At 39.0% G+C, this 13,998-nt stretch carries 13 protein-coding genes; 1 reads left to right on the top strand and 12 read right to left on the bottom strand.

Annotation, left to right across the window (positions count from 1 at the left end):
* Positions 1–288 precede the first annotated feature (288 nt).
* Entirely contained in the window at positions 289–810 is a 522-nt protein-coding gene (locus I6N95_RS12610) for a GNAT family N-acetyltransferase (protein ID WP_209528459.1), read from the top strand.
* A 33-nt stretch (positions 811–843) separates the two neighbouring features.
* Here I6N95_RS12610 and I6N95_RS12615 read toward each other — a convergent pair whose 3' ends face one another.
* The 12 genes from I6N95_RS12615 to I6N95_RS12670 all read right to left on the bottom strand — a co-directional run bounded on the left by I6N95_RS12615 (position 844) and on the right by I6N95_RS12670 (position 13,689).
* The gene (locus I6N95_RS12615; RefSeq protein WP_209528461.1) at positions 844–2,355 is read right to left on the bottom strand and encodes a sensor histidine kinase; all 1,512 of its coding nucleotides are present in this window, start codon (positions 2,353–2,355) and stop codon (positions 844–846) included.
* Positions 2,355–3,041, bottom strand: coding sequence for a response regulator transcription factor (locus I6N95_RS12620; RefSeq protein WP_209528463.1), 687 nt, complete (start codon positions 3,039–3,041; stop codon positions 2,355–2,357). The genes I6N95_RS12615 and I6N95_RS12620 overlap by 1 nt, the downstream gene beginning before the upstream one ends.
* 267 nt (positions 3,042–3,308) lie before the next feature.
* Entirely contained in the window at positions 3,309–4,727 is a 1,419-nt protein-coding gene (gene gndA / locus I6N95_RS12625) for an NADP-dependent phosphogluconate dehydrogenase (protein WP_209528464.1), read from the bottom strand.
* 886 nt (positions 4,728–5,613) lie between these two features.
* Positions 5,614–6,942 carry a family 4 glycosyl hydrolase gene (locus tag I6N95_RS12630; protein WP_209528466.1) on the bottom strand — a complete coding sequence of 443 codons (1,329 nt, stop codon included), beginning with the start codon at positions 6,940–6,942 and terminating at the stop codon, positions 5,614–5,616.
* 11 nt (positions 6,943–6,953) lie between these two features.
* Positions 6,954–8,372, bottom strand: coding sequence for a PTS transporter subunit EIIC (locus I6N95_RS12635; protein ID WP_209528468.1), 1,419 nt, complete (start codon positions 8,370–8,372; stop codon positions 6,954–6,956).
* A gap of 35 nt (positions 8,373–8,407) precedes the next feature.
* A complete protein-coding gene (locus I6N95_RS12640) occupies positions 8,408–9,172 on the bottom strand; it encodes a carbohydrate deacetylase (protein WP_209528470.1) in 765 nt (254 codons plus the stop codon).
* 107 nt (positions 9,173–9,279) lie between these two features.
* The gene (locus tag I6N95_RS12645) at positions 9,280–10,098 is read right to left on the bottom strand and encodes a PRD domain-containing protein (RefSeq protein WP_209528472.1); all 819 of its coding nucleotides are present in this window, start codon (positions 10,096–10,098) and stop codon (positions 9,280–9,282) included.
* A gap of 270 nt (positions 10,099–10,368) precedes the next feature.
* The gene (gene rpmF, locus I6N95_RS12650) at positions 10,369–10,551 is read right to left on the bottom strand and encodes a 50S ribosomal protein L32 (protein WP_209528475.1); all 183 of its coding nucleotides are present in this window, start codon (positions 10,549–10,551) and stop codon (positions 10,369–10,371) included.
* 69 nt (positions 10,552–10,620) lie between these two features.
* Positions 10,621–11,190: a YceD family protein gene (locus I6N95_RS12655; RefSeq protein WP_209528477.1), complete on the bottom strand. Its 570-nt coding sequence runs from the start codon at positions 11,188–11,190 to the stop codon at positions 10,621–10,623.
* 107 nt (positions 11,191–11,297) lie between these two features.
* Positions 11,298–12,074 carry an ABC transporter permease gene (locus I6N95_RS12660; RefSeq protein ID WP_209528479.1) on the bottom strand — a complete coding sequence of 259 codons (777 nt, stop codon included), beginning with the start codon at positions 12,072–12,074 and terminating at the stop codon, positions 11,298–11,300.
* Between the two features lie 2 nt (positions 12,075–12,076).
* Entirely contained in the window at positions 12,077–12,880 is an 804-nt protein-coding gene (locus tag I6N95_RS12665; protein ID WP_209528481.1) for an ABC transporter permease, read from the bottom strand.
* Between the two features lie 8 nt (positions 12,881–12,888).
* On the bottom strand, positions 12,889–13,689 hold the full coding sequence (locus I6N95_RS12670) for an ABC transporter ATP-binding protein (RefSeq protein WP_209528483.1): 801 nt from the start codon (positions 13,687–13,689) through the stop codon (positions 12,889–12,891).
* Positions 13,690–13,998: the final 309 nt, after the last annotated feature.

Genomic DNA, 13,998 nt, shown 5'->3' on the forward strand with positions numbered 1-13,998 from the left:
ATATCGATAACCAGGAAAGAACAAGAAAATAGCTCGACAGATTCAACCACAACTTCTTAACAATAAGCTGTGTTTTTCTCAGCGTTGTGGTGTAATGATCAGCCCATCCTTATTCTTTCCACTTATTTTGTTTGACCTATTATAAGTGAAAGAGGGTTTTTAGCCATGAAAAAATTTATATTATTATTGACAACCTTATTTAGAGACACGAGTCTGATTTATGCGCCAACGTCTGAGCATTCAACTGATTTTGATGTGTACTCCAGATTGTTATAGGGGGTTCTAACGATGAAGAATAAAATTAGACTCCTCAAAAAGCGCTTGCGAAAAGGACGCTTTAACAACGATTTAAAACTCAAGATAGTCTCTTGGCAAAGTCCAGAGTATCTTTCTGCAATCAAGCTGCGCAATGACAGTTTAAACCGGCCCAGTGGCTTAGATCTCATTACTCACCCACCAACTCATGAAGAACATGTCGTTCACATTGTTGCCATGATTAAGGGCGATGTTGTTGGAACGCTTTTCTTAGACCATACGGAACGAGATGGTGTGGGCCAAATTAAACAAGTGGCCGTTTCATCCGAATATCGCGGGCGTAAAATTGGCCAATATTTAATGACTTATGCGGAAAACGTGGCCATCCAAATGGGGTATCAAGAAGTCGTCTTATACGCTAGAGAATCAGCATGGGCATTTTACGAAAAGCTTCACTATGTTAACTTTGGTGAACAAGCCTCAAATGGTGCGAATATGATGCAATACTACCGCAAAGAACTAGGAATTACATCTGATATCGTGGAAGTAGCATGATCTGCACACAAAAAAAGAGCTAACGGGTCAAACTCACATCTGACCAGTCGGCTCTTTTTTGATTGGTAAAAATATTCTAAAAATCGTGCCAACTCCGATGGCACTCTCGACATAAATGCGCCCGCCATAACTTTCAACCAATTCCTTGGCAATTGACAAGCCGAGGCCATTGCCACCTTTATGACGGCTACGAGCTTTATCAACACGGTAAAAACGATTAAAAATTTGCCCAACTTCTTCCTCACTAATGCCTTCACCATAATCCTGAATAGCGATTTCCAATTCAGCTTGATTAGAAGAAACTGACATATGAATTTCCTTACGATCTTGAGAATACTTAACCGCATTATCTAAAATAATAATCAAGAGCTGTTCAAAATGATTGCGATAAATTCCCACCTTTAGTTCATGTGGCAAATCATCATCTAAAATAAACGTAAAATCTTCGTATAAAATTTTGAAGTTATTAAAAGTTTGATGAGTTACTTCCTGAGCCTGCGATACATCATTTTTATGTTGAAACTCCACTTGCTCGACTCTCGATAAATCCAACATCTCCTGCACCAGGCTTTTCATCCGCGTAATCTCCTGTAGCGAGGCTTCTAAAGACTCTTCTAGTATTTCTGGATCATCCTTACCCCAACGAGTTAAAAGCTTTAAATGCCCCTCTATAATCGCGACAGGAGTCCTTAGCTCATGAGAGACATCTTCAACAAACTGCTGTTGTTGGATAATAAATTTCTGCATTCGATCCATCATATCGTTAAACACTTCAGTTAAATCTGAAAACTCGTCTTTAGTCTGTAACGCCGGCAATCTAACATCAGATTGAGGTTCGCTTTTAATAATGGCAATCGTATCGGTAATCTTTTTTAATGGCCTTAGAAAGTACGATGATAGCAAGAAACCCAGAACCAGACTGACGACCATTCCTACAGAAACTAACAAGACCATTGTGCTTAACAACCGCGAGCGAATAGAATAGACTGAGGTTAGATCGTAAAACAACTGCACATAGCCGACTAATTCATTCGTTTTAGCTGAATAAACAGGCTGTGTTGCCAAATATCCCGTCTTATCTCCAAACTGCTCCTCACTAATTTTCTTCTTATCCCCACCTTGGTAAGCTAGTCCAGTTGTTCGCGTTTCAAAGACTTGTTTTTTGTCAGAGTTAAACACGGAAACCGAAAGATTCGGTTGAGATAGATCTGACAGAAAACTGTTTAACTGAATTAAATTAGCCTCAATTGTCTCTGCTGTCAGATCACCAGATGAATTTCGCGGCGAGTTTTTCAAAAAGAAGGTCGTGTTTCGAATGGTTAAATCGACTTCTGATTGCTCCAACCGTCCTATCAACTGAGACAAAGAATCTTTTAAGTTATCCTTCTCTTGTTTAACCATTAAGCCAGTACTAGTTTGATAAGTAATAAACGCGAAAATCATAAACAAAATAAAAATAAACGTAGATGTAAGAAGTGCCCACTTTACAGTGAGCACTAGATTAAAACTAAATTTTTCTTTGATTGCTTTAAGACGCTTAAACATCAGGACCTCATCACATAACCAGTACCACGAACAGTTTGAATATAACTTTCTTCGCCAGGTACGTCAATTTTATTTCTTAAATATCTGATATACACATCTACGACGTTTGTTTCTACTTCTGTTTCATAACCCCAGACTTTATTAAGTAAAACATCTCTTGCCAAGACGACATTGACATTTTCCATTAGAGTTAATAATAACTCGTATTCGCGTTTTGTTAATTCAATGATATCGGTATCTCGGCGGACAATTCTATTTTCTTTTTCGATGGTTAAATTACGATAAGAAATAGTCGTTTGTTTGGTGATATTTTTATCTCCTTCAATGTCAATACGACGAAGTAACGCACGTAAACGTGCTAATAATTCTTCGATTGCAAAAGGCTTCACGATATAGTCATCGGCGCCATGATCCAACCCTGATACACGATCAATCACAGAATCACGTGCCGTCATCATAATAATCGGCGTATTTTTTGTCTGACGGATACGGCGACAAACCTCTAACCCATTTAATTCTGGTAACATTAAATCCAAAAGAATAGCATCCCAGTCCCCACTTAAAGCAGCTTCCAGACCTGTTCTTCCATTATAGTGAACCTCAGCGTTATAACCTTCATGTTTTAACTCCAGTTCGACGAAGCGAGCTAAATTTTTCTCGTCCTCGATGATTAAAATATTACTCATTATGGTAAGTTCCTTTCTCTGTTGAAAAATTCTCAATCTCATTACCATTATAACGATATTGAGTGAAAAAATCCATTCTATCTTTGCTTGGATCTCCAATTAAACAAAAAATGAGCCTTAAATGTGCTAACCTTCTAAATTCAGCTCAAATTGCCATCTTCAAAGAAGCGCCCTCATCACAGATCATTTCCAACTCCAAAAGAAAAACTGGCTCTGAAATATGCTAAAAAGCACTGAGTTCTTAATCTACTCAGTGCTAAAATTTATCTATGCTTCTGTGTACCAGTCATAATGGAAAATTCCTGGTTTGTCTTTGCGCTCATAAGTATGAGCCCCAAAGTAATCGCGTTGGGCTTGAATGATGTTAGCTGGTAAATCGGCACTACGATAAGAATCGTAGTATGAAATAGCTGAGCTAAAGGTCGGCACAGGCACACCCGCTTGAATCGCAATCGATACGACGTCGCGCACCGCTTGTTGGTATTTTTGGGTAATCTCATTGAAGTACTCGTCTAACAGCAAGTTTTTTAAATCCGCTTGACGATCGTAGGCATCTGTTATTTTTTGCAAGAATTTTGCACGAATAATACAGCCTTCACGGAAGATTTTAGCAATCTCTCCGTATTGGAGATCCCAACCATATTCTTCGCTAGCAATCCGTAATTGTGCAAATCCTTGAGCATAACTCATGATTTTGCTGAAGTAGAGAGCTTCACGAACTTTTTCCACAAACTCAGCTTTATCTCCTGTAAAAGCAGGAGCAGCTGGTGCTGGAATAATTTTACTAGCTTCCACACGTTCATCTTTCATGGCTGAGATATAACGAGCAAAAACAGACTCTGTAATAAGTGGTAACGGCACACCTAAATCTAAAGCACTTTGGCTTGTCCACTTACCTGTTCCTTTATTTCCAGCCGCATCAAGTATCACATCGACAATCGGTTTGCCTGTTTCTTCGTCTTTACGAGTCAAAATATCAGAGGTAATCTCGATTAAGTAACTATCTAGCTCTCCTTTATTCCATTCAGTAAAGATATCTGCACACTCTTCCACAGAAAGTCCTAGTAATTTGGTTAAAATATCATATGATTCAGCAATTAATTGCATATCACCATATTCGATCCCATTATGAGCCATTTTCACATAATGACCCGCACCGTTAGGACCAATATAAGTCACACAAGGTTCGCCATCTTCAGCAACGGCTGCAATTTTCTCAAAAATTGGCGCCACTAAATCATAAGCCTCTTTTTGGCCGCCAGGCATGATTGATGGCCCTTTAAGCGCCCCTTCCTCACCACCTGAAACTCCTGTTCCAATAAAGTTAATGCCTGAGTTAGCTAATTCTTCATTACGACGAATCGTATCTTGGAAGAATGTATTCCCGCCATCAATTAGCACATCTCCTTTATCCAAATGAGGCAATAAGCTTTGAATTGTTTTATCCGTTGCATCACCCGCTTGAACCATCAACATAATACGACGTGGCTTTTCAAGGGAATCAACAAACTCCTCGACCGTATAGGTTGGCACTAATTTTTTATCTGGATGTTCAGCGACAACTTCTTCTGTTCTCGCACCAGTTCGGTTAAAAATTGAGACTGAGTAGCCACGGCTTTCAATATTTAAGGCTAGATTTTTCCCCATAACCGCCATTCCAACTACCCCGATTTGTTGTTTAGACATGAAATTCCTCCTATTTTTTAGCTTGCTTTTAGTCGAAAAAGTTTAAGTACTTTTAACTCTTTTAATTATAGCCTATTTTACCTTTATTTAAAACTATCTTGAAATATTTTTGAAAAGTATTTAGTAAAAATTCTGAAAACTCACTGATTGACATCAATCAAATCGATCTCCTATTCTGTTACTTCTTGTAAGGCGCACATGTCTAAACCGTATTATACTTGCATTCTCTTATGTTCTTTTCTGTTATTTTATCATGACCGACTAAGAATAAAATAAAAGAAGACCAATAAAAAAACAAACTGGGACACAAAATCGTTTTGCTTCGAAATTGCCAAGCCTTCAAATCTTAATGCTTTACTTCGTTGTCCCTTATCTCTAACGAATAAATTCGTAAGAATAACGGCAGCAGTTAGAATTTGTTGAGATCGAAGCGTAGCGTAGCGCCTTAACTTTAGCATTTTAATGCGTAGAAGTTTAGAACAGCGACGCGAGCAAACTTTTGGAGCGCGTCTATCGCACAATGTTCGTAAAAGTATCAGAGGCTGGGACTATTGTCCCAGCCTCTTCAATCACTTAGTAATCTTTTTTCCAGTCACATTATATTTGCTCCCTAGCTCTTAAAGGAAAACTAAACTCAATCCAGTTAGCCGAGTAGGATATTCTGATTCAAATAAATTGATTGCGACTTCTTTTTTTACTTCCTCCCTTTCGGTCAACATCACGATGGGCAATATCCCTTAATCTCGCTACCTCAATCATTTGTTGCCCCTTCTTTTGATCCTGATAACTTTCTAATATCTTTCTGGCGAATTTTTATATCGGGGTCTATCTCTTCACTGAGTTCCTCATTTTTAAAAGACTGGCACCAATCCTTTAACAGTCAATCCTACGACAACACTGGCCAATAATCCTGATTCGCAATAATCATCTCATCTAAGACTTTTTTGGCGACTCGAGCGTTTGGTACAGTCTGATTTAAAGTAAATGCTTGAAGCGCTTTTTGATACGACCCTTCAAAGTACGCGTCAACTAATAGCTTTTCTGCTGCTACCTGCGCCTCCATTAAGCCTTTATGGAAATCATTTATCGGAGCCCGTAAAGAAATCGGTTCTACTCCTGTTGCCCCTACATAAGCTGGAACCTCGACAACTGCATCTGGACGTAAATTAGGTATCGCCCCTTGATTCGGTACCAACAGCATAAACCGGCGGTGCTCATCGTTTAGAATACTCGTGGCCATGTCCACGATATATTGACCGTGTTCCCCAAAATTAAAATTCAGAACATCTTCCGTCAAACCACTGCGAATCTTTTGCGCCATTTCCTTCGTATTTTTCTCTCGTCCATCCATCACCATATTAGCTCGTGTGTAAGCCAGATCAGCCTTTTCCACAACCAGATCCCCATAAAGATAGTATTCCAAATAATTGTTTGGAATTTGTTCAGGAAAGTCCGTCGTCATAACCGACATCATCTCAAAAGCCGCTTGCCAGGAACTATCCCCTTCATTAAAATCGGCCACTTTCAGTTTTTGTCGGTTTAATTTTGCGATAACCTCAGGCATAATATCTTTTCCTAACGATTTATCATAAATTTCCGTATACCAGCCAAAGTGATTCAGCCCATAATAAGTTGGCACCCAATTTTTACGGTCATACCCGTAATTGACCGCAATCGTTTCTTCCAATGAAATTGTCATGTCACAGGCATTGATCATCTTAACCTCTGGATATTGGCGGCGAACTGCCTCTGACACAATTGATTCAGGATTCGTATAATTTAACAGCCAAGCCTCTGGTGCAAATTCTTGAACAAAACCAACGATTTCCAGTAACCCACCCATAGACCGCATACCGTAAGCAAACCCGCCAAGTCCGCAAGTTTCTTGCCCGACTAATCTATGGCGTAAAGGAATTTTTTCATCTTGCTCCCGCATTTTCAAACCACCGACACGAATCTGTGAGAAAATGAAATCACAGCCCGTAAAAGCCTGTCGAGGATCTTCCGTGACGATCAATTTCACAAGTTCATGGCCAGATGTTTTTAGCAGCAAGTCAATAATCAGATACATATCCTGATTCCGTTCCGAATCAATATCGTATAGTCTAATCTCTTTAAGTGGTAATCGATCTGCGTTATTTAGCACCGCTTGAATAATACCTGGTGTATAAGTACTTCCACCACCTGCGATGGTGATTATTTGTCTATTCGTCATCTTAATCTCCTCTATTCTGCTAATAATTTATCAAACTCCGCCATAATGTACGTCACTTCAAGCCCAATGATCACCTGGTAATTAGTCGCTGATGGCTTAATAATACCACTGACACCTAATTGTTTAATGCGCGCTTCATCAACCACTGATGCATCTAAAACTTCCACACGAAGGCGTGTGTTACAGCTGTATGAATCATTAATATTTTCTTTGCCACCAAAAGCCGCCAATAACTTTTTAGCCATATACTGATAGTTTTTACTAGCCAAACTCAACTCTTCCTCTTCATCGAGAGCAATTTCACCAAATTCTGTGGCGACCACTTCACGCCCTAACGTCGGAATGTTGCGCTTCTTGATCAAGTAGTAAAAGGTAACATAATACAGACAGAAAAATACAATACCGATCGGTAAAATCAGCAATGGATTAGTGGCAATTCTAAAATTGATCAAGTAATCAACAATACAGGCACCAAACGTAAAGCCGATCCTAATATTGAATAGATAACAAACCATCCCTGCTAAACCGGCGAAGAAGGCATGAATCACATAAAGCATCGGTGAAATAAACATAAAACTAAATTCAACCGGTTCTGTAATGTTGGAAATAAAAGAAGTAGCGGCCCCACTTCCCATAATTCCTTTGACCATCTTTTGATTCTCTTTAAACGCTGCACGATAAATCGCTAGACAAATAGCCGGGATCCCAAACATCATCACCACAAAAAATCCTGAAAGAAAGAGTCCCGCATTTGGATCACCATTAATAAAACGCGTCATCTCGCCGCGAAAAACCTCCCCATTAGGCGCCGTGTAACTACCTAAATCGTAATAGACATAAGTGTTCAAGACGTGGTGTAGCCCAAAGGGAATAAGCAAACGATTGAGGAATAAAAAGATTCCCACGCCTAACGCTCCCATGTCAACTAGCAACTTAGCAAAACTGTCAATCCCATTTTGAATAAACGGCCAAATCAAACCAAAGATTACCGCAGAAACGGTTTGTAAGATCATCACCATTGTCAAGGGGAACTTCTCACCTGCAAAATAAGAAAATACTAGCGGTAGCTTCTGCTCCTTGAAGTGATTGTATGTCCAAGCAGCCACTAAGCCCGAGATTATCCCTGCAAAAATCCCCATATTAACCTCTGGGTTGATAATGTTTAGACCCGCTTTTAACGTGGCAATAGCCAAAAAACCAGTCAAAGCAGGGATTCCTTTATCTTTGGCTTTAGCGAACCCGATTGTCACACCAATGGCAAACAAGATGTCGAGATTACCAAAAACGGCATTACCAGCTGCGCCTAAGACAGGAATATTTAGCATGTCATCTGCTGATAACCGTAAAATCAACCCCGCCAACGGCATGGCAGCCACCGGTAACAACATGGCTCGCCCTAATTTTTGAATATTTGTTTTAAAATTTGACATAAACGCTCCTCCTCATTCTATTTTTACTCAATGATCTATAACTCTGAATAAGTAATTAATTCAATTTGACTATCTTTCATCACCTTTTTCGCAAAATCTGAATGAATTAAAAATTCAACTTGATTAATCCGTGGATAAAGAAAACTGGACTGACGATACAGCAGCTGGTCAAGATAAGCTGCGTGACACATTATTTCAGTACTCTCCCTTGTTTGCAACGTTCTTATTAACTCCTCCAAATACACTGCTAAATCCACATCCAAGAGTGAATCTGCTTGATTATCAACACCCACTTCATCAAACAAGGCCTCAAAGTAAGTCGTGTGCCGAACAGATGTCGCCAGCGAAAAGTTACCTCTAACTGGTAGATCATATTTTTGCGCTAGCGCCACTACCACCTCCTGATTTTTACCAAACGTGTGAGTATGATGATGACTATCAAGGTGGGTTGGCACAATTCCAGCGCGATACACTCTCTGAATCTGGGCATTCCATTCTTGATAAAGTTCATCGTAGTCAATGTCACACCCTTCTTGATAATCCTTTAAGGGTCTAAACCGCCTCCCTTCTGTCAATGTTGCGACATTGCTCAGTAAGGGCTCTCCGCAAGTCAAGGTCAAATGAACCCCCACTCCCAAATTAGGATAGTCATTTTTTAAGCTCACTGCATGGTCAAAACCAGGCATATTGGCCATCACCGTAGTAGACGTTAATATCCCTAAACGATAAGCATCTAAGATGCCATAATTAACCCCTCTACTGTAACCAAAATCATCTGAATTGATTATTACCTTTCCCATAAGCTACCTCCGTTTTTTATATAAAAATAACCCCATAAGAAAAAGACGTGGTTCTCCTTTTTCTTATGAGGTCATGCCTACCGAATAGTTGCACCCTCTAAAAATGATTAAATTCTCGCAAGATGAATCGCTAAATAGATCGTCTCATTATCTTTTACATCCAGCTGATAAGTCTGTTTAATAAACTTGGTAATCAACTCAGCCGTCCGATATTGTTTACTTTTCTTGAACGTTTGATTAATGAAGGTGATTTCTTCTTCAGGCATTTCCTCTTGATAAATTAAACGCTTCACTAAAAATTTTAAGTGAATGAGCATCCGATTATAGCTCAGTGACTCTTTGTCCAAAATTTTATTATATTGTTCCTCAATTATATGAATAATAGCCGTACTAATTTCAATTATTTTCAAACTGTTTAAACTGTTTCGTTCCCCTAACTCAGCATTGATAATGTGCATGGTGATAAAACCAATCTCATTGTCTCCCAATTCCGTTAAGTAGCGGGTGTTAATTTTTTCAACGACCTCCGCCGCCACCCGATATTCCTCCGGATATAAAAGCTTCATCTCCGGTAGCATGATGGCCGTCACCTGTGAATCCTCTTTCTGACGCTGTATCGCAAAATAGATATGATCGGTTAGTGAGATATAAATATTAGAATCCAATGGTGACGCTATTTCTCTAGCGATAAATTGGATCATTTCTTCTGAAAATTCAATATACGCCAATGGAATTTGCTTAGCCATCTCGGTAAACATCCTGACCTTCTCTTGCGTGTCCAAAACAAATAACTTATCGGCAGTTGCCACATCGAATCGTTCGCCTGGCGTCACTGAAAAACCAATTCCCTTGCCCATTGCGATTTTTTCAACACTGTTATCATCCACCAGCACAACATTGTGGTTAATCTTTTTAATCACTCGCATCATGTCACTCCCGTGTCTCCTCTCCCAAAATACAAAAAACGACCTAAGAAAATAGACTCATTTTCTTAGGTCGTGCCTAATTTAATAGTAGCACCCTGTTAATATCTAAAATATAGCACCTTTTTAAAGCGTTGTCAAACCGGTTTCATTTTTTTATTTCTTAACAGGAACAAAATAATTAACATTCTGTCTATGAACAGAAAATAACAACAATAAAAAACCCTTAAGACTCCATGGTTGTCTTAAGGGTTTAAACATTTCAGAAATGTCTTATTCTTCAGTTGACGCGTTAACGTCTTTACCATCATAATGCCCACAAGCTGGACATACATGATGACTACGTTTCATTTCACCACAGTTAGCACAAGTGCTCATACCAGGTACTGATAATTTGTAATGTGTACGACGCTTAGCTTTTTTAGCTTTTGAAGTTTTTCTAGCAGGTACTGCCATATTAACTACACCTCCTTAAATCATTTAGCACTTGATGAAGATCTCCACCAACTGCCATCTATTCCAATCCTACAACTCATCGGATCCTTCACTATTATCTAATAAAGCCGACAATTTTGCAAGACGAGGATCAATATTATTTTCTTCTTGCTGCACTTTTCGTTCCATGTAAGCATCTTCGGACATCAATTCCCAAGCATCACCTTTAATTGACTCATGGGATAATTTTTCTTCCTCAGTTAATACTTGCAACGGAATCGACAATAGAATGTGATCTTCAACCGCATCAGCTAAGTCAATGGTGTCATTCTCCACTACCATCACCATGTCTTTGTCAGCAAGGATGTCCTTTGCCGCTTCGAATTGAGCAGGTGTCATATAGACTTCTGTCACATCAAAAGCAAGTGGCAAGCGCACTGGCGTTAGCGAACGTGTTGAAGGAAGGGTCAAAACCGTCTCCAATGTAAAATACAACACATATTCCGACTTACTAACAGACAACATCCCCTTAACCTTGACAGGATCAACTGCTAATATTTCTTTATCACGAGCCAATAACGATGATTCAACGTGCAACTCTTCATTAATCTCTAGCGTATCGTCTTTGTATTTATTTAATTCCAATAAAGACCATTTCATTTTCATCACCTCTAAGCAACAAGAGTTATTATACTAGGCTTAGAAACCTTTGTCAATGAAATTTTCTTGACACCTAATATTTTTCAATTGTTATCTCCTAAGCCTTTCTATGACCCTGTTGATTGATAATGCCGCAGACCAAAACGCCAAAACAAATAACAAGGAAGGCCAAAAAGAATACCGGCTAAAGGCATAACAATCACTCTAGGGTCCATTATTCTGTCTATTAAGTATAGAAAAGGATAATATTGAATGAAGGCGAAAGGCACGACGTAAGTGGCAAATTTCAACACATTTTTCCCATAAATCCCAATTGGATACTTCCCGTATTCCCGCGCCCCATCTGTCAAAACGTTCATAAATTCCAATCCTTCCAAGGTAAAAAAACACAAGCTAGCGTACAATAAAAAGATGCTGGCAAACAGAAAAACACCACCGATTAACATGGAAATGACGACTGCCACTTTGACTATTGACCACTCAACATCGCTTGCTATAATCCCGTAAGCAAACATGACGACTGCCTGAATCATTCTGCCAAAACGACTGAATTCAATTTTACTTCCTAAAACCTGTAAAATAATATTTCGCGGTCGAACTAAAATTCGATCGAATTCCCCGTTGCCAATCATCGTTGGAAACGAATCAAACCCTCGAAAAAAACATTCTGCCAAGGAAAATGACAGCAAGATGATACTAAAACAAAGTAAAGTTTCCTCAAAATTATACCCTTTAACCGTTGAAAAACGATCAAACATAAAATAAACACCCAAAAACACATTAAATGAAACGAAAAACTGACCAAAAGTAGTTAAAATAAAGGATAGTTTATACGCCATCAATGCTTGTAAATGCAGCTCCAAATACTTTTTATACAGTCTCATCGCTATCCTCCCTGAATGACCACTTTTTTGACCACATTCCGTTCCAACAACTTGCCAAGCATGACCAACGTGATAATCCAAAAAAATTGCAACAAAACACTCTGAATTAGACTCTCACCAGTCAAATCACCACTGTACACCCTAAAAGGGACATTTTGAATGGAGGCAAATGGCAGAAAGGCCAAAATGCGAGCCAGACTCGCTGGAAAAAATGGCAGTGGCAATATTTCTCCCGATAAAAGTGAACCGATTGATTGAAAGATCATTCGCAGACCAAAGGCATTAATCGTATAAAACGATAAAAAATAAATAATCATGTTCAGCGAGATAATCACCAATAAGGACAAACACATTGTCACAATAAATAAACTAAAAACACCTATCGAACTCGGGGCCATTAATTTAAATGGCTTTGGTAACAAAACAGCGACAATTAAAATTGGCAAACAGCGGAGAACCGTTCGCGATACCCGTGTCGCAATTCCCCGAACAAACCACATGTTATAAACGCTGATTGGTCGAACTAATTCGTAGGAAACATTGCCACTTTGAATGTTTTCAAAAATATCGTTTTCCCAAAACCAAATCATATACAAAGCTAAAAAGGCCTGTTGTAGCCAGACATAAGAGACCGTCGCTTCAAAAGTCATGGGAAAAGCACTAGCATCAGACTGATAAAAGGCACGAAACATCAGGATTTCTAAAAATCCCCAAACAAATTGCGTGACAATCCCAGCCCATGCCGCCGCCCGATACTGCAAACCACCAATAAACTTTACGCGGAATAATGAGTGATATTTAGTCATAAGCCACCTCAAATATCATACTTCTGATAAAGATTCACCAGAATCTCATCTAAAGTATCCTCTTCATGTTGTTTTAAAGCCTTAAACTCAGCTAGACTGCCATCAAGTAAAATTGTCCCTTTACCAATTAAAATGATCCTAGTGGCTAATTTTTCAATATCCTGCATGTCGTGGGTGGTTAAGATAACCGTTGTTTGGAATTCTTTGTTAATTTTTGTGATGAAGTCTCGCACTGCCACTTTTGAAATAGCATCTAAACCAATGGTTGGTTCGTCGAGAAATAAAATTTTGGGGCGATGTAATAGAGAAGCGGCAATTTCACAGCGCATTCGCTGACCTAGTGAAAGTTGTCGTGTTGGTGTTTTCAAGACATCAGATAAGTTTAACATCTGACTCAGATCTCGGAGGGTTTCTTGAAACACGTTTTCTGGAACCTGGTAAATATCTTTCAACAAATAAAAGGAATCAATCACGGGAATATCCCACCATAGCTGCGACCGTTGGCCAAATACCACGCCGATATCTTTGACATGTGCCACCCGATTTTTCCATGGCGTATTGCCATTAATTTGACAGGTACCACTGTCTGGCGTTAAAATGCCGCTAAGAACTTTAATCGTACTGCTCTTCCCAGCACCATTTGGGCCAATATAGCCAACAATTTCACCGTCAGGAATGGTAAAGCTAACATCGTTTAGCGCCCTGATTTCCCGATACTCCCGTTTAAAGAACGATTTGACAGCATTTTGAAAACCTGCCTCACGCTGTTGAATCTTAAACGTCTTACTTAAATGCTCTACAACAATCATCTGATAAACCCTCCTTATTGAAAAGTTTAACTTACAAAGCAAGTCTTGACGCGACCTTTTGCAAGTTCAACTATCAAAAATTTACTCGAATACATACAATAACAAACTGAGAAACCGTTGTCAATACCCTAAAAAATAAATAACACAAAAAAAGCCAAGACAACTGTCCTGACTTCTCCGTTTACCGGCTGTATAATTTATGGTGTGGATGAGAAAAAATCATTCACACCTATTTTAAGGCAAAAAAATAGAAACATATGATTATTTCCGATAGAATGAAATCGACTAAAACCCATTCAGAGAGGAAAA

The sequence above is a fragment of the Vagococcus allomyrinae genome, assembly GCF_017829975.1.
GTDB lineage: Bacteria > Bacillota > Bacilli > Lactobacillales > Vagococcaceae > Vagococcus_D > Vagococcus_D allomyrinae.

Bases quoted from the DNA above. Each gene is read 5' to 3' on its own strand.
- I6N95_RS12645 (WP_209528472.1), bottom strand. From the start codon at position 10,098: ATGCGAGTGATTAAAAAGATTAACCACAATGTTGTGCTGGTGGATGAT.
- I6N95_RS12630 (WP_209528466.1), bottom strand. From the start codon at position 6,942: ATGACGAATAGACAAATAATCACCATCGCAGGTGGTGGAAGTACTTAT.
- I6N95_RS12670 (WP_209528483.1), bottom strand. From the start codon at position 13,689: ATGATTGTTGTAGAGCATTTAAGTAAGACGTTTAAGATTCAACAGCGT.
- I6N95_RS12615 (WP_209528461.1), bottom strand. From the start codon at position 2,355: ATGTTTAAGCGTCTTAAAGCAATCAAAGAAAAATTTAGTTTTAATCTA.
- I6N95_RS12640 (WP_209528470.1), bottom strand. From the start codon at position 9,172: ATGGGAAAGGTAATAATCAATTCAGATGATTTTGGTTACAGTAGAGGG.
- I6N95_RS12635 (WP_209528468.1), bottom strand. From the start codon at position 8,372: ATGTCAAATTTTAAAACAAATATTCAAAAATTAGGGCGAGCCATGTTG.
- gndA (WP_209528464.1), bottom strand. From the start codon at position 4,727: ATGTCTAAACAACAAATCGGGGTAGTTGGAATGGCGGTTATGGGGAAA.
- rpmF (WP_209528475.1), bottom strand. From the start codon at position 10,551: ATGGCAGTACCTGCTAGAAAAACTTCAAAAGCTAAAAAAGCTAAGCGT.
- I6N95_RS12660 (WP_209528479.1), bottom strand. From the start codon at position 12,074: ATGAGACTGTATAAAAAGTATTTGGAGCTGCATTTACAAGCATTGATG.
- I6N95_RS12620 (WP_209528463.1), bottom strand. From the start codon at position 3,041: ATGAGTAATATTTTAATCATCGAGGACGAGAAAAATTTAGCTCGCTTC.
- I6N95_RS12610 (WP_209528459.1), top strand. From the start codon at position 289: ATGAAGAATAAAATTAGACTCCTCAAAAAGCGCTTGCGAAAAGGACGC.
- I6N95_RS12655 (WP_209528477.1), bottom strand. From the start codon at position 11,190: ATGAAATGGTCTTTATTGGAATTAAATAAATACAAAGACGATACGCTA.
- I6N95_RS12665 (WP_209528481.1), bottom strand. From the start codon at position 12,880: ATGACTAAATATCACTCATTATTCCGCGTAAAGTTTATTGGTGGTTTG.